This window comes from Sphingorhabdus arenilitoris, assembly GCF_042651485.1.
Taxonomy (GTDB): domain Bacteria; phylum Pseudomonadota; class Alphaproteobacteria; order Sphingomonadales; family Sphingomonadaceae; genus Sphingorhabdus_B; species Sphingorhabdus_B arenilitoris.
This window is the reverse complement of the sequence record NZ_JBHSDH010000017.1, coordinates 1-545: the sequence shown is the minus strand read 5'-3', so window position 1 is coordinate 545 and position 545 is coordinate 1. Positions and strand designations below refer to the sequence as shown.

The following is a 545-nucleotide window of genomic DNA, read 5'->3' as shown; positions in this document are numbered from 1 at the left end:
CGCGTCTGGCTGGCGCCATCTATCCAAAGCCAGTCATTGCCTTGACGCACCATAATATCATGCGCACCATCCCCGTCGGTCGTCACATAAGCGCCCGTCGTCACCGTGCTCGTCGCCCCGTTCAAAAACTGGTGGCTCGCATTCCATGTATAGGTAATCACCGAACCATCGGCCGCCTGACGCTTGATCGTGCTGCCCGCTGCATTGAGCGTGCCTGTCAGCCCAAATACCCGCCGCGTCGTCGATTGCTGCCACTGGTCGCCATTGTCATTATCCGACCAGCCCGCATCCAGCTGGCTATTATAAGTCCGGTTGATCCCCACATCAGGGCCCCGGCCCACCAAAAACTCATCCTGACGGCTGATCAGCAAATTGCCCGTCGCCGCATTCACCGATACCAGATCGCCCCCGCGACCCTGCGCCGCGCCGCCCAGCTGACCCGCTGCCCCGATAATATTACCAGAACCCCGCGTATAACCCGCACCCAAACCCGCAAAAATCGATACCATCGGACATTTTCCCCAAATGCAGACCAAACAAAACAG

1 protein-coding gene is annotated in these 545 nt (G+C 58.5%); it reads right to left on the bottom strand.

Annotated features, from left to right (window positions below; translation table 11 throughout):
- Positions 1-509, bottom strand: a 509-nt coding sequence (locus ACFOWX_RS13290) for a hypothetical protein (protein ID WP_381425105.1), incomplete at its 3' end; no start/stop codon positions are given.
- Positions 510-545: the final 36 nt, after the last annotated feature.